This window comes from Nocardia cyriacigeorgica NBRC 100375 (assembly GCF_000308555.1).
Lineage (GTDB): Bacteria > Actinomycetota > Actinomycetes > Mycobacteriales > Mycobacteriaceae > Nocardia > Nocardia cyriacigeorgica.
In genome coordinates this window covers 15,148-36,327 of record NZ_BAFY01000052.1, presented here as the reverse complement: position 1 = coordinate 36,327, position 21,180 = coordinate 15,148, and the positions used below count along the sequence as shown (strand labels likewise).

24 protein-coding genes and 1 riboswitch are annotated in these 21,180 nt (G+C 67.4%); of the genes, 8 read left to right on the top strand and 16 right to left on the bottom strand.

All coding sequences use genetic code 11. The features are described from left to right. Positions 1 to 20: 20 nt before the first annotated feature. Positions 21 to 1,049: a tryptophan--tRNA ligase gene (gene trpS / locus RJ05_RS04850; protein ID WP_036533538.1), complete on the bottom strand. Its 1,029-nt coding sequence runs from the start codon at positions 1,047 to 1,049 to the stop codon at positions 21 to 23. A 106-nt stretch (positions 1,050 to 1,155) separates the two neighbouring features. Here trpS and RJ05_RS04845 point away from each other — a divergent pair, with 106 nt between their 5' ends. Then, positions 1,156 to 1,791 carry a TetR/AcrR family transcriptional regulator gene (locus RJ05_RS04845; protein WP_232052322.1) on the top strand — a complete coding sequence of 212 codons (636 nt, stop codon included), beginning with the start codon at positions 1,156 to 1,158 and terminating at the stop codon, positions 1,789 to 1,791. 12 nt (positions 1,792 to 1,803) lie between these two features. Here the strand turns inward: RJ05_RS04845 and RJ05_RS04840 are convergent, their stop codons facing one another. The 3 genes from RJ05_RS04840 to RJ05_RS04830 all read right to left on the bottom strand — a co-directional run bounded on the left by RJ05_RS04840 (position 1,804) and on the right by RJ05_RS04830 (position 3,643). Continuing rightward, positions 1,804 to 2,280: a barstar family protein gene (locus RJ05_RS04840; RefSeq protein WP_036533536.1), complete on the bottom strand. Its 477-nt coding sequence runs from the start codon at positions 2,278 to 2,280 to the stop codon at positions 1,804 to 1,806. Then, positions 2,280 to 2,768: a guanyl-specific ribonuclease gene (locus RJ05_RS04835; protein WP_036533535.1), complete on the bottom strand. Its 489-nt coding sequence runs from the start codon at positions 2,766 to 2,768 to the stop codon at positions 2,280 to 2,282. The genes RJ05_RS04840 and RJ05_RS04835 overlap by 1 nt, the downstream gene beginning before the upstream one ends. Positions 2,769 to 2,860: 92 nt before the next feature. Then, positions 2,861 to 3,643: an exodeoxyribonuclease III gene (locus RJ05_RS04830; RefSeq protein ID WP_036533533.1), complete on the bottom strand. Its 783-nt coding sequence runs from the start codon at positions 3,641 to 3,643 to the stop codon at positions 2,861 to 2,863. A gap of 61 nt (positions 3,644 to 3,704) precedes the next feature. On the opposite strand from RJ05_RS04830, the gene ephH reads away from it, so the two are divergent. Beyond that, on the top strand, positions 3,705 to 4,565 hold the full coding sequence (gene ephH, locus RJ05_RS04825; protein ID WP_249040548.1) for an epoxide hydrolase EphH: 861 nt from the start codon (positions 3,705 to 3,707) through the stop codon (positions 4,563 to 4,565). Between the two features lie 62 nt (positions 4,566 to 4,627). Here ephH and RJ05_RS04820 read toward each other — a convergent pair whose 3' ends face one another. The 3 genes from RJ05_RS04820 to RJ05_RS04810 all read right to left on the bottom strand — a co-directional run bounded on the left by RJ05_RS04820 (position 4,628) and on the right by RJ05_RS04810 (position 7,048). Beyond that, complete coding sequence (locus tag RJ05_RS04820) at positions 4,628 to 5,848, bottom strand: serine hydrolase (RefSeq protein WP_036533531.1); 1,221 nt, start codon at positions 5,846 to 5,848, stop codon at positions 4,628 to 4,630. A gap of 82 nt (positions 5,849 to 5,930) precedes the next feature. Then, complete coding sequence (locus tag RJ05_RS04815) at positions 5,931 to 6,215, bottom strand: hypothetical protein (protein ID WP_036533529.1); 285 nt, start codon at positions 6,213 to 6,215, stop codon at positions 5,931 to 5,933. 416 nt (positions 6,216 to 6,631) lie between these two features. Beyond that, complete coding sequence (locus RJ05_RS04810; protein WP_138445690.1) at positions 6,632 to 7,048, bottom strand: hypothetical protein; 417 nt, start codon at positions 7,046 to 7,048, stop codon at positions 6,632 to 6,634. Between the two features lie 97 nt (positions 7,049 to 7,145). Between RJ05_RS04810 and RJ05_RS04805 the strand changes: the two genes are divergently transcribed. Next, positions 7,146 to 7,601: an HAD family acid phosphatase gene (locus RJ05_RS04805; RefSeq protein WP_036533675.1), complete on the top strand. Its 456-nt coding sequence runs from the start codon at positions 7,146 to 7,148 to the stop codon at positions 7,599 to 7,601. A gap of 99 nt (positions 7,602 to 7,700) precedes the next feature. On the opposite strand, the gene RJ05_RS04800 is transcribed toward RJ05_RS04805, so the two are convergent. From RJ05_RS04800 to RJ05_RS04770, 7 genes are all read right to left on the bottom strand, one after another. Further along, entirely contained in the window at positions 7,701 to 8,963 is a 1,263-nt protein-coding gene (locus RJ05_RS04800; RefSeq protein WP_036533525.1) for an acyl-CoA dehydrogenase family protein, read from the bottom strand. Positions 8,964 to 8,991: 28 nt separating this feature from the next. Further along, the gene (locus RJ05_RS04795) at positions 8,992 to 9,861 is read right to left on the bottom strand and encodes an SDR family oxidoreductase (protein WP_036533523.1); all 870 of its coding nucleotides are present in this window, start codon (positions 9,859 to 9,861) and stop codon (positions 8,992 to 8,994) included. Between the two features lie 149 nt (positions 9,862 to 10,010). After that, entirely contained in the window at positions 10,011 to 10,886 is an 876-nt protein-coding gene (locus tag RJ05_RS04790) for a MaoC/PaaZ C-terminal domain-containing protein (RefSeq protein WP_036533521.1), read from the bottom strand. A gap of 14 nt (positions 10,887 to 10,900) precedes the next feature. After that, entirely contained in the window at positions 10,901 to 11,335 is a 435-nt protein-coding gene (locus RJ05_RS04785) for a type II toxin-antitoxin system Rv0910 family toxin (RefSeq protein WP_036533519.1), read from the bottom strand. Positions 11,336 to 11,396: 61 nt separating this feature from the next. Further along, complete coding sequence (locus RJ05_RS04780; RefSeq protein WP_036533517.1) at positions 11,397 to 12,602, bottom strand: lipid-transfer protein; 1,206 nt, start codon at positions 12,600 to 12,602, stop codon at positions 11,397 to 11,399. A 415-nt stretch (positions 12,603 to 13,017) separates the two neighbouring features. Next, complete coding sequence (locus RJ05_RS04775; protein ID WP_036533516.1) at positions 13,018 to 13,662, bottom strand: TetR/AcrR family transcriptional regulator; 645 nt, start codon at positions 13,660 to 13,662, stop codon at positions 13,018 to 13,020. 36 nt (positions 13,663 to 13,698) lie between these two features. Further along, positions 13,699 to 14,706, bottom strand: a complete 1,008-nt coding sequence (locus RJ05_RS04770) for a helix-turn-helix domain-containing protein (RefSeq protein WP_036533514.1) — start codon at positions 14,704 to 14,706, stop codon at positions 13,699 to 13,701. Between the two features lie 126 nt (positions 14,707 to 14,832). On the opposite strand from RJ05_RS04770, the gene RJ05_RS04765 reads away from it, so the two are divergent. Next, positions 14,833 to 15,729 carry an NAD(P)-dependent oxidoreductase gene (locus RJ05_RS04765; protein ID WP_036533513.1) on the top strand — a complete coding sequence of 299 codons (897 nt, stop codon included), beginning with the start codon at positions 14,833 to 14,835 and terminating at the stop codon, positions 15,727 to 15,729. A 144-nt stretch (positions 15,730 to 15,873) separates the two neighbouring features. Here RJ05_RS04765 and RJ05_RS04760 read toward each other — a convergent pair whose 3' ends face one another. Then, positions 15,874 to 17,091, bottom strand: coding sequence for an NADP-dependent isocitrate dehydrogenase (locus RJ05_RS04760; protein ID WP_036533511.1), 1,218 nt, complete (start codon positions 17,089 to 17,091; stop codon positions 15,874 to 15,876). Positions 17,092 to 17,382: 291 nt separating this feature from the next. Further along, positions 17,383 to 17,493: riboswitch (SAM riboswitch) on the top strand. Between the two features lie 87 nt (positions 17,494 to 17,580). Here RJ05_RS04760 and RJ05_RS04755 point away from each other — a divergent pair. Continuing rightward, positions 17,581 to 18,906 carry a bifunctional o-acetylhomoserine/o-acetylserine sulfhydrylase gene (locus RJ05_RS04755; protein WP_036533509.1) on the top strand — a complete coding sequence of 442 codons (1,326 nt, stop codon included), beginning with the start codon at positions 17,581 to 17,583 and terminating at the stop codon, positions 18,904 to 18,906. After that, entirely contained in the window at positions 18,903 to 20,051 is a 1,149-nt protein-coding gene (metX, locus tag RJ05_RS04750; RefSeq protein ID WP_234012345.1) for a homoserine O-acetyltransferase MetX, read from the top strand. Before RJ05_RS04755 ends, metX begins: the two co-directional genes overlap by 4 nt. Positions 20,052 to 20,084: 33 nt before the next feature. Here the strand turns inward: metX and RJ05_RS04745 are convergent, their stop codons facing one another. Next, positions 20,085 to 20,330, bottom strand: a complete 246-nt coding sequence (locus RJ05_RS04745; RefSeq protein WP_228783591.1) for a DUF3017 domain-containing protein — start codon at positions 20,328 to 20,330, stop codon at positions 20,085 to 20,087. A 169-nt stretch (positions 20,331 to 20,499) separates the two neighbouring features. Here RJ05_RS04745 and RJ05_RS04740 point away from each other — a divergent pair, with 169 nt between their 5' ends. Then, positions 20,500 to 20,751, top strand: coding sequence for a hypothetical protein (locus tag RJ05_RS04740; protein WP_036533507.1), 252 nt, complete (start codon positions 20,500 to 20,502; stop codon positions 20,749 to 20,751). Further along, complete coding sequence (locus tag RJ05_RS04735; protein ID WP_036533505.1) at positions 20,748 to 21,161, top strand: type II toxin-antitoxin system VapC family toxin; 414 nt, start codon at positions 20,748 to 20,750, stop codon at positions 21,159 to 21,161. Before RJ05_RS04740 ends, RJ05_RS04735 begins: the two co-directional genes overlap by 4 nt. Positions 21,162 to 21,180: the final 19 nt, after the last annotated feature.

Sequence of the window (21,180 nt, the reverse complement as noted above, 5' to 3'; positions counted from 1 at the left end):
GCGAGCACGAGACGAGCGGGTCAGAAACCCACTCGCTCGTAAACCTGTGCGAGGGTGTTGCCGGCGATCTCCCGCGCCCGTTCGGCACCCTTGGCGAGGATGCGGTCGAGTTCGCCCTGATCCGCGAGATACTCTTCCACCTTCGCCTGCAACGGCGTGACAAATTCGACCAGCGCGTCGGCGACGTCGGACTTCAGATCGCCGTATCCCTTGCCCGCGTAATCCTTTTCCAGGGTGACGATCGGGGTCTCGGTAAGCGAGCCGAGGATCACCAGCAGGTTGCTGACCCCGGGCTTGGTCTCGGGGTCGTAGCGGATCTCACGTTCGGTGTCGGTGACCGCGGAGCGGATCTTCTTGGCCGTCACCTTCGGATCGTCGAGCAGGTTGATCAGGCCGGCGTCGGAGGCGGCCGACTTGCTCATCTTCGCGGTCGGATCCTGCAGGTCGTAGATCTTGGCCGTGCCCTTGACGATGTGTGCCTCCGGCACCACGAAGGTCTTCTTGAACCGGGTGTTGAACCGCTGGGCCAGGTTCCGGGTCAGCTCCAGATGCTGGCGCTGGTCCTCGCCGACCGGCACCTGGTGCGGGCGATAGAGCAGGATGTCGGCGGCCATGAGCACCGGGTAGGTGAACAGCCCGACGGTCGCGTTCTCCGCGCCCTGCTTGACCGACTTGTCCTTGAACTGGGTCATCCGGCTCGCCTCGCCGAAACCGGTGAGGCAGCTCAGCACCCAGGTCAGCTCCGCGTGCTCGGGGACCTGGCTCTGCACGAACAGCGTCGAGCGGGCCGGGTCGATGCCGATGGCCAGCAGCTGGGCGACGGCCCGGCGGGTACGCGAACGCAGCTCCTTCGGATCCTGCGGGACCGTGATGGCGTGCATGTTCGGGATGAAATACAGCGCGTCGTAGTCGTCCTGCATCGTCACCCAGTACTGCAGCGCACCGAGGTAGTTCCCGAGATGGAACGAGGAGCTGGTGGGCTGGATCCCGGACAGGACCCGCTGTTTGCGTTCACCGGCGGCGACGGGGCTGGAAGCAGGACTGGACATGCCCCGATCTTCGCATGCCGCCGTGTGCTGGATCGAACCCGTTTCCCGGCGACCGCGGACCGCGACCCGAACCGCGCCGTGACCGCCTCGCCCTATGATCGAATCCGTGACTGCGCAGCGGACCTACGGCGGAATCTCCGCGGACGAGCGCCGCGCGCAGCGACGTGCGGCGCTGCTGGAGGCCGCGCTCGAGATCATCGGCACCCAGGGCCTGGCCAAGCTCACGGTCTCCGGGCTGTGCAATCGCGCCGGCCTCAACGAGCGGTACTACTACGAAAGTTTCGACAGCCGCGACGCGGTGCTCACCGCGCTGATCGATGGCATCGCCGAGGAACTGGCGACGGTGATCGTCGCGGCCCTGCATGCCGCGCCCGCCGACACCCGGTCGAAGGCGCATGCGGCGATCACCGCGGGCATCCATCTACTCACCGACGATCCGCGTAAAGCCGAGGTGGCGTTGGTGGCGGGTATGGCGACGCCGGAGCTGCGGGCCCGCACCACCGAGACGGTGCGGGTATTCGCGCGGCTGGTCGCCACCGAGGGCGTCGAGTTCTACGGCATCACCGATCCGCAGCCGGATCCGGTGATCGATTTCCGGGCCACCTACCTGGTCGGCGGCCTGATCCAGACCCTCACCGGCTGGCTGCGCGGTGATCTGCCGATCAGTCGCGACGAGCTGATCGAGCACACCACCGACGTGTTCGTGCTGCTCGGCGAGGACCTGGCGCATCGACTCGGCTGACCGGCGGGCTCGTCACAGATGCAGCCCGATCGTCGGCAGGCCCTCCGGTTCACCCTGCACGACCACCCGGAAAACGATCTCGCGCCGCCACCAGTAGTCGGCCGTCTCGCTCAGCGCGGCGGCGAGCCACGCGCGCTCCTGCGGTGCGTCGGCCAGCACCTGATCGGCATCGCGGATCACCACCACGTACCCCTCGGCCGAGCCGAGACAGTCGTCGAGATCGCGCAGGCAATCGTCGAACGCGTCCTTGTTCCCGCCGAAGTAGTACGGGAATTGCAGCGCTGCGGCGAACTCGTCGAGAACCCCGGCCACCGTGCGCATCTTCGTGCCGCGCAGCTCGCGCACCCGGTACCCGGACGGCGCCTGCTGACGGACGCCGCTGAACTCCGGCGCCCCCACATCGAGGGCGCCGAACACCGGCGCGGGCTCGCGCACGGCCGGCGCCGGCGACAGCTGCGGAGCCAGGAACTGCGATAACGCGATGGTCATCAGCGCATCCTCGTGAACGTTTCGTAGTGATCACCGGTATACCAGGCCGAGCCGTCGCTTCCGGTGACGATGCGTTCGGCGTCGCGGGAACGGCCGGGTTGCTTGGGGTTGACGTCCCATTCCTGATACGTGATCGCCTTACCGCCTGCGTCCTTGGCGGGCAGGTCGCCACCGCGGTTGAAGAACCGGTCACCGCCCTTGGTGCCCGGTGAGTTGGCCGAGCCGGGCCAGCGTCCGGCGTCGATCTCGCGCAGCGTCGCGTAGGCGCGGTCGGGGACGCCGGGCGCTTTGGACACCACCGGCGCGGTGGATCCGGTGCCACGTGGCATGCCGTCCGGAGCGGCCGCGCTGGTCGTGGTGGCCTTGGTCGAGGTGACCGAGCTACCCGCGCTCTTGTCGTCGCCGCCCTGGGTGGTCAACAGCGCGACGACGACGGCGACCACCACCGCTCCCAGCACGGACAGGATCCGGAGGACCTTCGCTTTCACAACTCCTGCTTTCGTCGGTACGGCCTTGTTCATTCGAGAGGCTCGCCGGCGCCCGGCCGGGCCGTCGGCGAAGGTTCGGCGGACGGCCGCGGTCAGCGGTACTGGACGGTGACCGGCGCGTGATCGGACCAGCGCTGGTCGTAGGCGTCCGCGCGCTCGACGATCGCCTGTTTGGCGCGTTCGGCCAGATCGGCGGTGGCGAGCTGGTAGTCGATGCGCCAGCCGGCGTCGTTGTCGAAGGCGCGGCCACGATAGGACCACCAGCTGTAGGGGCCGTCGCCTTCCGGGTGCAGGGCGCGCACCACGTCGACGTATCCTGCCGCGAGTTGGGCATCGATCCAGGCGCGCTCCTCGGGCAGGAAGCCCGCGTTCTTCAGGTTGCCCTTCCAGTTCTTGATGTCACGTTCGGTGTGGGCGATATTCCAGTCCCCCGCGATCACGTAATCGCCTGCCTTGCTGCGCAGATGGGTCGCGATCTCGGCCAGGAACCGATACTTCTCCTCCTGCCGCTCGGTGCCCGCTTCGCCGGTGTGGACGTACACGCTGGCCACGGTGACCTCGTCGAAGTCGACCTCGATGAACCGGCCGGTCGCGGCGAATTCGCTGTCCGGGGTGATCGCGGTGCGCACCGCGCGCGGCGTGCGCCGCGACAGCACGCCCACCCCGGCCCTGCCCTTGGCTCCGGGCTCGGCGTGCGAGAGCTGCCAGCCCTGGTCGAGCGCGGGTGCGAGCGCGGCCGCGACCTGCGCGTCGGTCGCGCGGGTCTCCTGCAGACAGACGATGTCGGCCTCGGTGACCGCGAGCCAGGCGAGCAGCCCTTTGCCCGCGGCGGCGCGCACGCCGTTGACGTTCACTGTCGAGATGATGTGGGGCACCCGACGACCGTACAATGCACAACATCGACCTCCCCAAGGACCATTGCGCCAGGAAGGGGTGATGACGATGACGTCAGGCACCTCCACGTCCACTTCCCCACTCGTGCCCGTCAAGGCGCTGCATGTCGGGTCCGGCGACCCGGTGCTGCTGCTGCACGGTTTCATGCTGTCCCCGCATTGCTGGGAGCAGGTCGCGGCCCGATTGTCCTCGAATTGCGAGGTATTCGCGCCCGCGTTCCTCGGCCATTGGGGCGGTCCCGAATACACCGGCGGCAGGCTGGGATTCCGCGATTTCGCCGATCAGATCGAGGCGCAACTGGACGAACTCGGTTGGCGCACCTGCAATATCGCCGGCAATTCGCTGGGTGCGTGGGTGGGTTTCGAGCTGGCGCGCCGCGGCCGGGCCCGTACGCTCACCGCGATCGCACCGGCCGGCGGCTGGGATTCCCCCTCCTTCACCCAGATTCGGGTCGGCCTGAAGTTCGCCTCGCTGATTCCGCTGGTGCAGCTCGGTAAGCGGCTCGGCGATTTCCCGGCGCACAATCGGCTCATCCAGCTGGCCGTGGCTTTGCTGCTGAGCAAGAACATCACCGCCGTGCCGCGCGCCGACCTCGCCGCCATGATCACCGCGGCCCTGCATTGCCCGGCAATGGTGCCGATGATCCTCGGCAGCCTGCGCGCCTCGGCCATGGACGACGTGTCGACGATGACGACCCCGGTGCGGCTGCTGCTCGCCGAAACCGACCGCATCATCCCCAACCGCGTCTACGCCCGCCGCTACCTGCGCCAACTCCCCGCCTCCGCCGACCGCATCATCGTCAACGGCGTCGGCCACGTGCCCATGCTCGAAGCTCCCGACCGCATCGCCACCCTCATCGCCGAACACATCTACGCCAGCCGCAGCCATCTGCGGGCTGTCTGAGCCGACGAGGGGCGACGGGCCGGAGCATTGCGGGCCTCGCGCGGATGCACTCGGCCTGCCGACTACCGCGTGAGGTCGGAGATCTGGGCGACCAACTGCCAGGGGCGGGTGGTGTCGGTGGTGGCCTTACCACTGGTGAGGATGGCGCCGGAGAGGGCCCGAGCCGAGTCGGCCCAGCCGTATTGAGTGGTCAAGCCGCTGCGGCCGAAATGGGTTTCGGTGTCGCGGCCGAATTTGGAACGGCGCGCGCCCAATTCGAATCCGGCGCGCGAGACGCGTCCGGCGGCACCCGGGATGCGATGGGCCGGACGGACGGCGTCGCGCAGGGTGGTGGGTTCGATGATCCGGACCCCGTCGAGTTCGCCGCCGCGGGCGAGGATTTCGTAGAACCGTGACAGCTCGTAGGCGGTGGTCACCAGGTTGCCCGAGGGCAGTTCGGCGGTGAGGAATGCCGCGTTGGCCTCCTTGGACACGGTGCCGCCCATGCCGCCCCCGAGTGCTTTGCGGGCCAGGAACTTCGCGACTCGGGACGGTCCGGGGCCGGTCTTCACGCTCGGCACGACCTTGTCGACGTCCTCGGGTCGCACCCCGAAGTTGGTCCACCGGAAACCGAGCGGTTCGAGGACCTGCTCGGCCAGGTGCTCGCGCATCGGCTTCCCGGTCGCCCGGCGCACCAGCAGACGCTGGATCAATCCGCTGGTCAACGCGTGATAGACGCGGAAGCGTCCGGGCCGCCAGCTCGGTGCCAGATCGGTGAGAGCCTGCACGGCCAGGTCCTCGTCGACCACCACGTCGAGGGCCCGGTACGGCGGTGTCATGAACGGCACCCCCGCCGAATGGGAGAGCACGTCGCCGATGGTGATGGATTCCTTGCCGTTGGCGGCGAACTCCGGAATGTATTCGCACACACGGTCGTTCACGCCGAACGCGCCCTGCTCGATGAGCATGAACATCAGCGTCGCCGATACACCCTTGGCGGTGGAGAACCCGCAGAACGGAGTGTCCGGGGTGGCGAGGATCTTCTGGGCATCCGGACCGTCCTCGGGCCCGTTGCCCCAGCCGTGGCCGATGGTCCGGTTGAGCACGATCGCTCCGTTGTGTCGCACGCACACCTGGATCGCGGGGGTGGTGCCCATCCGGTACCAGTCCTGCACCGAACTCCACACCGCCTCGACGTCCGCGCGGGCGAGCTTCGCGGCCGATGGATCGTCCTCGTAACCGCGCGTGGTCACGGCCTCCAGATCGTCGCCGACGGTGATCAGAGCGCCAGGTAGTGCCGTCATTCGCCCGAGCTTAACCATCCACCCTGATAGCCCGCTGAGCTGCGCTGAGAGCGAGCCAAGAATGTATGCCGGGCGGACGACCTCAGCCGACGAGCTCGGAGGTCGCGGTGGCGAGGGCGATCACATCGGCCTCGCACACGGCCGGCTCGGCGGCCTCATCGCGGCCCCAGGAGACGTCGATGAATGTCGTGCCCTGATCCAGGAAGACACCGCATTCCGGCTTGCGGGTGGATTGGCAGAAGGCCGACCGCTGGGCAATCCCGATCTGCGGGGCGGCCTCGCCGGGACACACCATCATCAGGTTGGTGTAACCCGCGTCGACCAGCGCCTCCGTCGGATATCGCAGGACACCGGCCTCGACCTCCACGGCCCCTGACTTCCAGGCGCAGACCCGGTAGACGCCGCGGTTGTTGTACCCGGCCGGGTCGTGGTCGGTCTGGGTGCCGCCGTCAGCTCCGGACGTGCGAGCCGATCAGCGATGGCGTCGCAGGTGGGCAGCCCGGCGAGATCGGGGCGGGCGGGTTCGGTGACCGTGGTCGTGGCCGCCGTCGACGAGCTTGTCGGTGGGGCGGCGGGGATACCCTCGTCGCCCTTCACACCCCGCCACGGCGAGTGTCGCTGCGGTGATAACGGCTGTGGCCAAGAACTTCCGCGGTGATTGCACCCGCATGACGCCCCCCTGAATTCGACTCCGGCACATCAGAGTAGGCCATGGTCCGACCGTCGGCAGATCACGGGCTCGTCTCGGGATTGTGAAACGCCAGCGCTTCATAGTGTCGGGCGTTACCGTCCGGACATGAAGCGCTCCATCGCAGGCGTTGCTCTCGGCGTCGCCGTCTCGCTCATCGCTCCGCTGCCTGCACTGGCCGATACCGGTTCGTCCATTCTGCCCGGCGGTACCGGTTCGTCGTCGGGGTCCGCGAAATCCGGGTCCGCGTCCGGGTCGGCGAAATCCGGATCCGCCTCATCCGGCTCGGCCTCGGGGTCGGCGAAATCCGGATCATCGTCCGGCTCAGGTAAATCCGGTTCCTCGTCCGGGTCGGGCAAGTCCGGTTCGTCGTCGGGTTCCCGCGATTCCGGATCGTCGTCCGACGACGACACCGGCTCGTCCTCCCGCTCGGACGACGACACCGGTTCATCGTCGCGCTCCGATGACGACAAGCCCTCGCGCACCCCCCATTCCCGATCGCGCTCGGGCAACTCCGAAGCTCCTTCGGACTCGGGCGATTCCGATCCCACCGCCGGTTCGGGCACTGCCCTGCCCTCATACGCGGAGTGGATCGCCGAGGTGGAGACCGTGGCCGATCAGGCCCGCGACGCGCTCGAGCAGCGGCTGCCCGGCGCCACCCGCCCCGCCATCGTGCTCGATATCGACAACACCTCGCTGGAAACCCAGTACAACCCGGGCATCATCATCCCGGCGATCGACCCGATCCTGCGGCTGGCGAGCTGGGCGAAGGGGCAGGGCGCGGCGATCATCTTCGTGACCGGAAGGCCCGAGTTGGTGAACGGCTACACCCAGCACAATCTGTCCGCCGTCGGCTACCCGGTCGACGGCCTCTACGGCAGCCCGCTCACCACGCTCTCGGCCGGCTCGGCCGGGCTCGAACAGTACAAGACCGGCGCGCGGATCGATATCGAATCCGATGGCTACACGATCGTCGCCAATATCGGCAACAGTCCGTCCGACCTCGCCGGCGGGCATGCGGAGCTGACGTTCAAGCTGCCCGACTACGACGGCGCGCTGAGCTGAGCCGGCGCCCGCGTCCTCAGCGGGTAGGTCCTCCGACAGCACAACGCCGCCCACCAGGTGTGGTGGGCGGCGTTGCCGCGAACGATGCCGCAGGCGGCGCTACGCCAGCAGCCCCTTGGCCACGTGCGTCACCTGAATCTCATTGCTGCCCGCATAGATCATCAGCGACTTGGCATCGCGCGCCAGCTGCTCGACCCGGTATTCGGTCATATACCCGTTGCCGCCGAACAGCTGCACCGCTTCCATCGCCACCTCGGTGGCCGCTTCGGAAGCGTAGAGCTTCATCGCCGACGCCTCGGCAAGCGTGGGCGGCTTGCCCGCCCGCCCACGTTCGAGGACGTTGAACACCATGTTCTGCACATTGATCCGCGCGACCTCCATCTTGGCCAGCTTGAGCTGCACCAGCTGGAAGCGGCCGATCTCCTGGCCCCACAGCTTGCGGTTCTTGGCATAGTCGATGCAGAGCCGGTGGCATTCGTTGATGATGCCGAGCGCCATGAACGCCACCCCGACGCGTTCGGCGGTGAAGCTCGACCGCGCGCTGTCACGCCCGTCGCCGCCCTTGTGTTCCTCGGTCTCGCCGAGCAGCCGGTCCCGGCCCACGCGCACGTTGTCGAAGAACAGCTCGCCGGTGGGCGAGGAGTGCAGGCCCATCTTCTTGAACGGTTTGCCCTGGGTCAGGCCCTCCATGCCCTTGTCGAGCACGAAGGTCAGCACCTTGCGGTCACGCTTGTCGACACTGGAATCACCCTCGTCGAGCTTCGCGTAGACGATCATCACGTCGGCGAACGGACCGTTGGTGATGAAGGTCTTCTGCCCGTTGAGGATGTAGTCCTCGCCGTCGCGCTTGACGTAGGTCTTCATGCCGCCGAAGGCGTCGGAGCCGGAATCCGGCTCGGTGATCGCCCAGGACGCCACCTTCTTCAAGGTGACGATGTCGGACAGCCAGCGCTCCTTCTGGGCCAGCGTGCCGCGCGACATGATCGTGGTGGCACCGAGCCCGATGCTGACGCCCAGCGCCGTCACCAAGCCCATACAGACCCCGGACAGCTCCCCGATCAGCACCGCCATCAGCGATTCCTGACCGGCGAACGGACTCGAACCCTCCGCCGATTTCTTCTTCTCCGGCAGCGGCTCGCCCGCTGCGAGGGCTTCCTCGCGCTTACGCTGCTTGGCCAGCATCTTGGCCACCGCCTCGGCGCCCATCGCCTCGATCCCGAAGTCGGCGAACAACTTCCGCAGAATCGGGTACGGCGACATCTCACCGCTGTCGAGGGCGTCGAGGTTCGGGCGGACCTCCTTGTCGATGAAGGTCCGCACCGCCTCGCGGATCATCTCGTCGGTCTCGGACCATTCGAACATCGTCGTTCTCCTGTACTCGATGGTGCGCTCAGGGCAGGCGGGCGGCGATGTCGTCGATCAGCCACGGCCCGTCGGCCTCGATGGTCTTCACGTCATGCCAGCCTGCCAGCTCGGAGATGGCGCCGCCCTGAACTGCGAAAACCTTGCCGGTGAGCGGGCACTTCTCCGAGGCCAGGTAGGCAACCAGCGGGGAGATGTTGGCCGGGCTGAACGCGTCGAACTCGCCTTCTTCGACCTCGGCGGCGAAGATCGCGCCCATGCCAGGGGTGGCGAGGGTGAGCCGGGTGCGGGCCATCGGCGCGATGGCGTTGACGCGCACGCCGTAGCGTTCCAGCTCGTCGGCGGCCACCAGGGTGAGCGCGGCGATGCCGGCCTTGGCGGCGCCGTAGTTGGCCTGGCCGGGGTTGGGGATGGTGACGCCGGAGGCCGAGGCGGTGTTGATCACCGCGGCATTGGGCTGATTGCCCGCCTTGCTCTGCACTTTCCAGTACGCCGCCGCATGGTGCAGCACCGCGGCGTGCCCCTTCAGGTGGACCGCGATCACCGCGTCCCACTGGGATTCCTCGAGCCCGGCAATGAAACCGTCGCGCAGGATGCCCGCGTTGTTGACGACGATGTCGAGCTTGCCGAATTCGGCGATCGCCTGCTCGACCAGCTTCTTCGCACCGTCCCAGGTGGCGATGTTCTCGGTGTTGGCCACCGCGCGCCCGCCCGCGGCGACGATCTCGTCGACGACCTGCTGCGCGGGCCCGGCATCGGAACCCTCACCGGCATTGCTGCCGCCGAGATCGTTGACGACCACCGCGGCGCCTTCGGCGGCGAACAGCAGCGCGTGTTCACGCCCGATCCCCCGGCCCGCGCCGGTGATGACGGCGACCCGTCCTTCGAGTGCACCCATGGTTCGAAACTCCTTCACAGCTGTGGGAAAAACGCCGTGGCGGCAGCGGAATCGGCCGCCACGGCGCTGAATTCGGTCGGTGTTGCAGGTGGCCTGATCAGATGCCCCGCGTGGTGCCGCTGCGCTGCCGCCCTCGGGCCTGGACCGGATCAGTCCGCGACAATAGCGAGCCCGTCGGTGAGCACCAGGTCCGAGCCGCGCGCGGTGCGGAAGGCATAGGTGGTGGCGCCGTCCTCGGCGCCGACCCGCCAGATCTGGGTCTCCAGATCGTCACCGGGGAACACCATCTTGGAAAAACGCACCGCGAACCGCTTCAGCCGGTGCACATCGGATCCGGCGACGGCGGTGAGCACACCCCACGACGACATCGCCATGGTGCACAGCCCGTGCGCGATGATGCCGGGCAGGCCGGCATCCTTGGCGACCTGCTCGTCGAGGTGCAGTGGGACCGGATCACCGGACGCGGGCGCGTACCGGTAGGTCTGGTCGTCGTCCACGTGGTGGGCGACCGTCGCCAGCGGTGGCTGTTCGGCCAGCGTCGGATCGAACTTGTGAGCCGGAGCCGACTCGCCGACCTTGGTGCCGACGTCGATATTGCGGAAGAACGCGGTCAGGTACTGCTCGTTGACCAGTTCGCCGTCCTCGGTGCGGCATTCGATCAGGATGGTGATCGTCGTCCCGTTCTCGCGGCCCTCGTAGCCGATGGCCTTGGCCCGCGAGACCAGCTTGTCGCCGGGGCGGATGGGGCGATGGAAGTGGAAGTCCTGCTCCCCGTGCACCACCCGGCCGAAGATGTCCATCGGCACCACGTCGATCACCGGCATCATCATCGCCTCGAAGACCGGGACGATGCCGAACACCGGTGACGCCACGTCGCCGGCCAGATGCGCCGGAATCGGGTCGTTGGTGGCGGCCGCGTATTCCGCGATCCGCTCCGCGGTGACCTCGAAACGCTCCTCGTCGCACCAGACGTTCAGCCCGGAGTCGTCGAATTCGACGCTCGTGCCCGCTGTTTCGGTGCTCATCTGCCCGCCCGCGATCAGGCCGACGCCAGCGCGTCGAGCTGCTCGAGGGTCTTGTCCAGCTGCTTGGCGCCGTCCTTCTCCACGGCCTTGCCCAGCGCACCCTTGATCAGCGCGCCCTCGAAATCACCGTCGACGGAGAACTTGCTACCGGCGCCCTCGGGCTGGATCTCGAAGGAGAACTTCACCTTGACCCCGGCCATACCGGTGCCGCTGAGCACCAGCTTGTTCGGGGCGTCGACGCTCTCGACGACCCATTCGATCTTGTTCGCCATGCCGAGCATGAAGATCTTGGCGACCAGCTTGGATCCGGCGGTCAGGGTCGCGGGCGGCTCCTCCATCCAGCGCTCGTGGATGGTGAACCACTTGTCCCAGGTGGAGGTGTCGGAGACGACGGCCCAGACGGCGTCCGGGGCGGCGTTCAGGTTCTTGGTTGCGTCGATATGACCCATGGTCGTGCTCCTCGTCGAGTACGGGTTTTCGCCGTGTGCCAGCGAAATTCGGTTGGTTCGGTCAGCGCACGGCGCGCTGGTAGGCGGTGACGACGGCGGCGCCGCCGAGACCGATGTTGTGCTGCAAGGCGGCGGTGACGCCGTCGACCTGGCGTTTGTCGGCGGTGCCGCGCAGCTGCCAGGTGAGTTCCGAGCACTGCGCCAGTCCGGTCGCGCCCAGCGGGTGACCCTTCGAGATCAGGCCGCCGGACGGGTTGACGACCCATTTGCCGCCATAGGTGGTCTGGTCGGCGTCGAGCAGCTTGGCGGCCTCGCCCTCACCGCACAGACCCAGCGCTTCGTAGAGCAGCAGCTCATTGGCGGAGAAGCAGTCGTGCAGCTCGATCACCTGGAAGTCGTCCGGGCCGAGTCCGGCCTGGTCGTAGACCTTGCGGGCGGCCTGCACGTTCATGTCGTAGCCGATGATGTTCTTGGCGGTGCCGTCGAAGGTGGAGGCGTAGTCGGTGGTCATCGCCTGACCCACGATCTCCACCGCCTGCCCGGCCAGATCGTGCGAGTCCACGAAGGCCTCGCTGGCCAGGATCACCGCACCGGAACCGTCGGAGGTGGGCGAGCACTGCAGCTTGGTGAGCGGGTCGTAGATCATCCGCGCACCGAGGATGTCGTCCATCGTGTACTCGTCCTGGAACTGCGAGTACGGGTTGTTCACCGAATGCTTGTGGTTCTTGTAGCCGATCTTCGCGAAATGCTCCGGCGTGGTGCCGTACTGCTTCATGTGCTCACGGCCGGCCGCACCGAACATCCACGGCGCCACCGGGAACAGCACCTCGGAGATCTCGGCCAATGCGAGAATGTGCTTACCCATGGGCTGTTCGCGATCGTCCCAGGTGGACTCCAGCGAACCCGGCTTCATCCGCTCGAAGCCGAGCGCCAGCGTGCAGTCCGCCAACCCGCCTCGAATCGCCTGCGCCGCAAGGTAGAGCGCGGTAGATCCGGTAGAGCAGTTGTTGTTGACATTGACCACCGGAATACCGGTCATGCCCAGCTCGTAGACGGCGCGCTGACCCGAGGTCGACTCACCGTAGACGTAGCCGACGTAGGCCTGCTCCACTTCGCGGTAGTCGATTCCGGCGTCGGCGAGGGCCTTGGTCCCCGACTCGCGCGCCATGTCCGGGTAATCCCAGTCGCTGCCGTCTTCGTTCTTGCGCCGGCCGGGCTTTTCGAACTTCGTCATCCCGACACCGACGACATAGACCTTGTTCGCCATCGAACTCCTCAGCTTGTGCCGCCCCGACGTACCGGAGCCGCTCGCAGGTCACCGCGCCAGCCGCGCGGTTCAGCCACAAACAAACATACAAGCGTGTATGTAAACAAGCAAGGGCTCTGCCCCTATCGACCCGAGGAGGGCATGTCACCACTGGTAAGCGGCAGGGTATGACCATTCCCGTCGCGCTGTCGCGCGATGACCACCAGCGCTCACCGAGCAGTAGACATGCCGGTGCGGAGGGATTGTTCGAGAGGCCGCGCGGGTTGCCGATAGCCGAATACGGCTCGCAGCCGAACGAGGAATGCGTGACAGGCGGTGACCAGCCGGTTTTCACGGACCGGCGGCGCACGCGAGCGCCGCGGCGATTCGGCCACCCGCCTGGACCAGGTCGAATGGACGCGCAGTCGGCGACGCGCTACTCCGAGGACACCGCCGGTGTCAGCGCCGTCGCCGCGATGGTGCGCAGATGCGCACAGGCGCGACCCCACCGCCGACGCGCCCGGTCCGGATCGGGGTCGATGAAGTTCGAGATAAGAATGCCGCGCAGGGCGTCCATCGCGGTGTAGACGAAATCGCGGGCGTCCTTGCGCCGCACCTCATCCGGGACGAAACGCGCCACCGCCAGCAGCACCGCGTTGTTGACGAACGGCTCGACCTTCTCCATCGCCGCGGCCAGCACCGGATCGGTGCGACCGGCCACCCACAGTTCAACGGTGGCGATGAACAGCGGCCCCTGATGCAGCTCCCAGAGGAATTCCAGAGCGGCGTCCACCGGATCGTCGACGTTCTCCACCCGGCCCATATCGCGCATGGCGGTTTCGGCCCTGCGTTGGGCCAGATGGCTGATGGCCGCGACCACCAGGTCGTTCTTGGAGCCGAAGTGATGCACCTGAGCGCCACGGGTGACGCCGGCGCGTTCGGCGACGCGCGGGGTTGTGGTGCCCGCGTAGCCGTATTCGACCAGGCAGTCGATGGTGGCATCGAGCAGCCGGACCCGCATCTCGCTACTGCGCTGCTCCTGGGTACGGCGCGCGGGCTTGCTGAGTGCGGTTCTGGCCATTCGGGTGATTCTACCTTTACATGCAGCTCGGTATGTTCAGGAGGCGGCCACGACGTGCGGTTCGCGCCGCCGGAAGGTGCGGCGATATTCGGCGGGCGTCACCCCGAGCACGGCGACGAAATGGCGGCGCAGGTTCGTCGCCGTGCCGAGTCCGGTCATCCGGCCGATCCGCTCCATCCCGAAATCCGTTGCTTCCAATAGCGATTGCGCGTGTGCGAGACGCTGGTTGAGCAGCCAGCGCATCGGGGTGACCCCCTTCGACCGATGCAGTCGCCGATGGAAGGTCCGCGGGCTCATATTCGCGCGGGCGGCGAGCGTGTCGACCGTCAGCGGCAGGTCGAGATTCGCCGCGGCCCATTGCAGCACCGGCCCCAGGTCGTCGGAGTCCGAGGTCGGCACGGCAAGCTCCACGAACTGCGCCTGCCCACCCGAGCGATGCGGCGGGATCACCATCCGGCGCGCCAACCGGTTGGCGATCAGTGCGCCGAAGTCGCGTCGCACCAGATGCAGGCACAGGTCGACCGCCGCCGTCATGCCCGCACTCGTGAGCACATCGCCGTCATCGACGTAGAGCACCGAATCGTCGACCTGGATCCCCGGATACCGCTCGGCAAGCGCCGCGGCGTGCTCCCAATGCGCGGTGACCCGGCGTCCGGTGAGGATGCCCGCCTCGGCCAGCGCGAAGATGCCGTCACACAGGGCGACGATGCGCGCGCCCCCGGCGTGAGCATCGGCGATGGCTTCGACCAGCTCGTCCGGAACCTCGCCGCCGTCGCGCAGGTAATCGTGTGCCACCGACGGCACGATGACGGTGTCGGCGGCGAGCAGATCCGCCCGTCCGTGTTCGGCACGCAGATAGGTGCCGAAGCCGAGCGGCTGGGTCCGCGGCTCCGACTGCACCGTGCATATCCGCAGTTCGTACCAGGGATCGGCGAGATCGGGCTGTGGCGTGCCGAAGATCGACGCGACCACACCCAGCTCGTACAGATCCCATGGATGCAGCTCACCGGGCGAGACGGCCAAGGCCACGACATGTGCGGTCATGAGATCAGCCTATGGCAGTAATCGTTCGATTGCCGTCAGTCCTGCCACTCACACCTATGGCGCTGGTTGCTGAAAACTCATTGCCGGGCCCACACCATTGACATCACCAGCAACAGGAGTCACATCATGACCGACAACAGCGCTTCGGTGACCGTGCTCGGACTGGGCCGCATCGGCGCCGCCCTCGCCGAGTTGTTCCTGCGCAACGGACATCCGACCACGGTGTGGAACCGCACACCGGGTAAGGCAGGCCAGCTCGACGGGCTCGGGGCGCGGCGCGCGGAATCCGTGACGGAGGCAATCGGCGCGGGTGAGCTGATCGTGGTCGCGGGCGTCGATACCGGCACGGCGACAGCGCTGGTCGGCGAGGTAGGCGAGCTGGTCGCCGGGCGCGACGTCCTCAATGTCGCGACCGGGCGCCCGGATCAGGCCCGCGAACTGGCGCGGCTGGTCACCGAACGCGGCGGACGGTTCCTGGACGGTGCGATCCTCGGTGTCCCGCAGACCCTCGGCACCCCCGACACGCTGTTCCTCTACAGCGGCTCCCCCGAGGCTCGGCAACGGCACGCGGACACCCTCGCCGAACTCGGCACCGTGAACTATCTCGGCGCCGACGCGGGTCTGGCCGGACTGCACGATATGGCCGTGCTGGCAGGGATGTACGGGATGTTCGGCGGCTTCTTCCAGGCGGTGGCCATGGTGGACAGCGAGGGCGTCGGTGCCACGGCCTTCACCGAGGGCTACCTGATCCCGTGGCTGCGGTCGGTGCTCGACCTGCTGCCGGCGCTGGCCGCCGAGATCGACTCGCGGGAGTTCCCGGTGAACTTCTCCGACCTCGCCGCCAATCGCGCCGGGCTCGACAACATCCGCACGGCCGCGCGCGACCAGGGCGTGTCGACCGAGCTGCTCGACCCGCTGCAACGGCTGTTCGACACCCAGACCGAGCTCGGTCGCGGCGCCGACAGCTTCACTGCCGCCGTCACCGGATTGTTTACCTCCGGTCGTCCGGCCGGTGTGCGCTGACCCCGGAAAACACTTCGGGCACCCCGCATGATGTGCGGGGTGCCCGTTATCCAGCCGGACCTCGTCCGCCGGCCGCGGCGCCTCGGTGGGGCGCATCACGGCCGGCCGCGGTCGTGACCGAGCGGGTCTGCTCGGCGGACCGGCTCAGCGGATGGCGCGCGCCAGGTTGGCGTCCAGCGCGGCCAGGAACTCCTCGGTGGTCAGGTAGCCCTGGTCACCGCCGACGAGCAGTGCGAGATCCTTGGTCATCTGACCGCCCTCGACCGTCTTGATGACGACGTCCTCGAGAGTCTGCGCGAAACCGATCACCTCGGGGGTGTTGTCCAGCTTGCCGCGGTGCTCGAGACCACGGGTCCAGGCGAAGATCGACGCGATCGGGTTGGTCGAGGTCGGCTTGCCCTGCTGGTGCTGGCGGTAGTGCCGGGTGACGGTGCCGTGCGCGGCCTCGGCCTCGCAGGTCTGGCCGTCCGGGGTCAGCAGCACCGAGGTCATCAGGCCGAGCGAACCGAAGCCCTGCGCCACCGTGTCGGACTGCACGTCGCCGTCGTAGTTCTTGCAGGCCCAGACGTAGCCGCCCTCCCACTTCATCGAGGAGGCCACCATGTCGTCGATCAGCCGGTGCTCGTAGGTCAGGCCCGCGGCGTCGAACTGACTCTTGAACTCGGCGTCGAAGATCTCCTGGAAGGTGTCCTTGAACATGCCGTCGTAGGCCTTCAGGATGGTGTTCTTCGTCGACATGTAGACCGGGTAGTTCTGCTGCAGGCCGTAGTTGAACGACGCCCGCGCGAAGTCCTCGATCGACTTCTTGAAGTTGTACATGCCCATGACGACGCCGCCGTCCTCGGGCATCTTCACGACCTCGTGCACGATCGGCTCACTGCCGTCGTCGGGGGTGAAGGTCAGGGTGACGGTGCCGCCCTGGAACACCTTGAAGTCGGTGGCGCGGTACTGGTCGCCGAAGGCGTGACGGCCGATGATGATCGGCTTGGTCCAGCCGGGCACCAGGCGCGGAACGTTGGAGATGATGATCGGCGCGCGGAAGATCGTGCCGCCGAGAATATTGCGGATGGTGCCGTTGGGCGAGCGCCACATCTTCTTGAGACCGAACTCTTCGACCCGGGCCTCGTCGGGGGTGATGGTGGCACACTTCACGCCGACGCCGTGCTTCTTGATGGCGTTCGCCGCGTCGACCGTGACCTGGTCGTCGGTCTTGTCGCGGTACTCGATGCCGAGGTCGTAGTACTCGAGGTTCACATCGAGATACGGGTGGATCAGCTTGTCCTTGATGAACTGCCAGATGATCCGGGTCATCTCGTCGCCGTCGAGTTCTACGACGGTGCCTTCAACCTTGATCTTGGACATGGATCTTCGTGTCCTCCTAGGATGGTGCCCTCATTGCACGGCCAGGCGAACACGCTTGTGAGCGGACCCCAGCTGTTCAACAGACAACGTATACGCCTCGTGTTGTCCGCGAGACGTCTGGTGCAAACAAGACAAGCGTACTGCTGGTGGCTATCTCACCGCGCGGGTAGGGCAGGGTGTGAGGCGGATTACGGTCCGGCGTCGATTCCACCGCAGGTCACTCGCCTCCGATCCCGGACATGGGAAGCCGGGGTTCGGTCTGTGACATGGCGCCGGTTACGATGTCGGTCAGGTCATGAGAGCCAGTGCAAAGCCCCGGCTAGCTGGACGGCAACCCTCCTGCGGCGGTGGGGTGCTCCGGGTGAGGACCGGGCTTCCGAGAGCCGGGAGCAAGCGCGCATGTAGGAGGTCACCGAGATGTGTTGTTGTTGTTTGTCGCTCACGCACAGATAACCCAGTAGTCCCGGCGAACACCTTCTGGAGCCTTCCATGACCGACGCCATCACGCCCGATCCCACCGCTTCCTGGTCCTTCGAGACCAAGCAGATCCACGCGGGTCAGGCCCCCGATGCCAGCACCGGCGCTCGTGCGCTGCCGATTTATCAGACGACGTCGTATGCGTTTCGGGATACCGATCATGCGGCGGCGTTGTTCGGGTTGGCGGAGCCGGGCAATATCTATACCCGGATCATGAACCCGACCCAGGACGCGGTCGAGCAGCGTATCGCCGCGCTCGAGGGTGGGGTCGCGGCACTGCTGGTGGCCTCGGGTCAGGCCGCGGAAACGTATGCGATCTTGAACGTGGCGGGGGCCGGGGATCACATCGTGTCGAGTGCGCACTTGTATGGCGGCACCTACAACCTGTTCCGCTACAGCCTGCCCAAGCTCGGGATCGAGGTGTCCTTCGTCGAGGACCCCGACGACCTCGAGCAGTGGGCAGCGGCGGTGCGCCCGAACACCAAGGCGTTCTTCGGGGAGACCATCGCCAACCCCTCCAGCGTGGTCTTCGACATCCCCGGTATCGCCGCGGTCGCCCACCGCGCGGGGGTGCCGTTGATCGTGGACAACACCGTGGCCACTCCCTACCTGATCCAGCCGCTGGCCCACGGCGCCGACATCGTGGTGCACTCGGCCACCAAATACCTCGGCGGCCACGGCGCCGCGGTGGCCGGGGTGATCGTCGACGGCGGCAGCTTCGACTGGACCATCACCGACGACCAGGGCCGGCCCAGGTTCCCCGGGTTCACCACCCCCGATCCCAGCTATCACGGGGCGGTGTTCGCCGATCTCGGCGCGCCGGCGTATGCGTTGAAGGCGCGGGTGCAGCTGTTGCGGGATCTGGGGTCGGCGGTCTCGCCGTTCAACGCCTTCCTCATCGCCCAGGGCATCGAAACCCTGAGCCTGCGTATCGAACGCCACGTCGCCAACGCGGTCGCGGTCGCCCAATTCCTCACCGAACAACCCGAGGTGGAATCGGTGGCCTACGCCGGGCTGGCGTCCTCACCCTGGTACGAACGCGGGCAGCGACTCGCACCCAAGGGGGTCGGGGCGATCGTGTCGTTCGAGTTGGCCGGCGGGGTCGACGCGGGCAAGAAATTCGTCGACGCGCTCACCCTGCACTCCCACGTCGCCAACATCGGCGACGTCCGCTCCCTGGTCATCCACCCCGCCTCCACCACCCACTCCCAACTCACCCCCGACCAACAACTCGCCGCAGGCGTCACCCCCGGCCTGATCCGCCTCGCCGTCGGCATCGAAGGCATCAACGACATCCTCACCGACCTGCGTGCGGGACTGACGGCGGCGGCGACGTGACCGTGAGCGCCGACCACAGCAGCCCCCGTCTGGCGGCGGCCGAGTTGCCGCCGCCAGATGGCCGGCTCGGCATCATCGCCGTCGGGGATATCGCGCTGGAGAACGGCGCCACCATCCCCGATGTGCATCTGGCCGTGCAGCGCTGGGGCGAGTTGTCAGCCGCCCTGGACAACGTGGTGCTGGTGGAGCACGCCCTCACCGGCGACTCGCATGTCGTCGGCGGTCCGAACGACGTCCACCCGGAGCCCGGCTGGTGGGAGGGCATGGTCGGGCCCGGCGCGCCGCTGGACACCGACGAATGGTGTGTCGTCGCGACGAACGTGCTCGGCGGCTGTAAAGGCAGCACCGGGCCGTCCTCGCCGGCGCCGGATGGGAAGCCGTGGGGTTCGCGATTCCCGGAGATCTCCATCCGCGACCAGGTCACCGCCGAGGCCGCCCTGCTGGACCGGCTCGGCGTTCAGCGGCTGGCCGCCGTGGTCGGCGGCTCGATGGGCGGCATGCGGGTACTGGAGTGGATGGTCGGCGCCCCCGAGCGGGTCGCGGCGGCCCTGGTGCTCGCGGTGGGCGCCCGCGCCACCGCCGACCAGATCGGCACCCAGACCACCCAGATCGCGGCCATCCAGGCCGATCCGGACTGGCAGGGCGGCGACTATCACGACACCGGCCGCGTGCCGACCGCGGGCATGGGCATCGCGCGGCGCATCGCCCACCTGAGCTACCGCACCGAAGCCGAACTCGATCACCGCTTCGAGAACCGGCCGCAGGGCGATGAGGATCCGTGGCGCGGCGGGCGATACGCGGTACAGAGCTACCTCGAGTACCAGGCCGAAAAGCTCTGCAAGCGTTTCGATCCGGCCACCTACGTGCTGCTGAGCGAGGCGATGAACCGCCACGACGTCGGCCGCGGGCGTGGCGGTATCGCGGCCGCGCTGGCGAGTACGCAGGTGCCGTGCGTGGTCGGCGGGGTGGACTCCGACCGGCTGTACCCGCTCTACACCCAGCAGGAGCTGGCCGACGCGCTCCCTGGCTGTCAGGGCCTGGAAGTCGTGCACTCCCGCGACGGGCACGACGGGTTCCTCACCGAGGCCGCGGCGGTGTCGAAGCTGCTGATCCAGACCATGAACCTGGCCCGCAACGCACGCTGAGCCCGCTCTGACGGTGCCCGGCCATGCGGGCGCCTAGCTCACGCCGAGGGTGTTGATGGTGGCCGCGATGAACACGATCGAGCTGCCGAGCAGGGTGAGCGCGCCGACGTCGAACGGCTTGCTGCGCACCGCGAGCAACCCGACCCGCGCCGTGGGCAGGCACAACCGGAACGCGGCGGCCAGCAACGTGGCGCCGCCGAAGAACAGCGCACCGCGGCGCCAGCGTTCCGAGGCGACGAACACGATCGCCACCACGATGACCAGCGCCACGAGCACCATCGGCAGGTGACAGCGGAAGAACTGCGTCGCCCAACTGTCGCCGGGCCGTCGTTCGGCGGTCGGTGTGTCGGCATCGGTCACGCCGTCGATTGTTGCAGACCCACCGAGTGACCCAGATGTGCGCTCCTGTGCGTCCACAACACGCGTATGTGCCCGTAAACTCGATCCTATGACCGCAGCGCACCATTACGACGACCTGCATCGCTTGGTCGACCGGCTGACGCCGGACCAAGCGCGTGCATTGCGCGCCGTGGCGCTGCAACTTGTTGTCACCGACGCTTCCGAACGCGAGTCCGCTGCCGAACCGGGCGGCGAACGACGGCGGCGGCTCTCATTCGCAGGACTGATGCGGGCCGAACCTGATCTCGCCGCGCGGTCTGAGGATCTGCTCCGCGAGGAACGTGGTAAACAGGCTCCGTGATCGTATGCGACACAGGTCCGCTCGTTGCCGTCCTCAACGAGAACGATGCTGACCATCAGCGTTGCCTGGATTTGCTCGAACGGCATGCTGGTCCGCTGCTCGTGCCGAGTCCTGTTCTCGCGGAGGTCTGCTACTTCCTGGAGACGCGCGTTGGTCCCACAGCCGAAGCCAGGTTCCTGGACTCGATCGCGGATGGGGAAATCGAGCTGGTCGAGCTCACCCGTGTTGATCTTGCTCGGATGGCGGAGCTCGTACGAAGGTACGCCGATTTCCCGCTCGGAGCCGTCGATGCTGCGGTTCTCGCGGTGACCGAGCGGCTGGACGTGTACGAGGTGGCGACGCTCGACCGGCGACATTTCAGCGCCGTTCGAACCCGGCATCTGAAACCGCTCAGGCTGCTCCCCGACTGATCAGAGGCACCTGGTTGAC